General features: G+C 56.7%; 1 protein-coding gene. It reads left to right on the forward strand.

Annotated elements, in window-relative coordinates; genetic code table 11:
- A partial coding sequence (locus MPC4_RS05945; RefSeq protein ID WP_174511712.1) for a hypothetical protein occupies nt 1–210 on the forward strand: 210 nt, incomplete at its 5' end.
- Nucleotides 211–379: the final 169 nt, after the last annotated feature.

The following is a 379-nucleotide window of genomic DNA, read 5'->3' on the forward strand; positions in this document are numbered from 1 at the left end:
GTCCTAGACGGAGCCAAGGCGGCGCTGGGCGTCGCGGATGCAGGTCTGCCTGCCGAGCCGAAGGCGGAAAGCGATGGGGAGAGCAAGGGCGCGGGACAGCCTGTTCTGATCCAGGACGTGTACGCGTGGAAGGCGGGGATGCAGGTTAGTGCGGGGGTGAAGGCGGTGCGGCCGCTGGAAGAATTTGTGGATATCGCAGAGCATCTCTAGAAGAGTTGGGAAAAGGTGGTGGGGGATTTGTGATTTGCGGGGTTAGAATCTATGTGTTGTGGTATATCGACTATCTCTCTGTTGAATGATTGAATGAATTGTGTTAGACTACCTTAACACCCGGCCCTCCAATGCAGCTTCTTCACCTCGCCCTGCCCCCTTAGTGTGT

The sequence above is a fragment of the Methylocella tundrae genome, assembly GCF_901905185.1.
Lineage (GTDB): Bacteria > Pseudomonadota > Alphaproteobacteria > Rhizobiales > Beijerinckiaceae > Methylocapsa > Methylocapsa tundrae.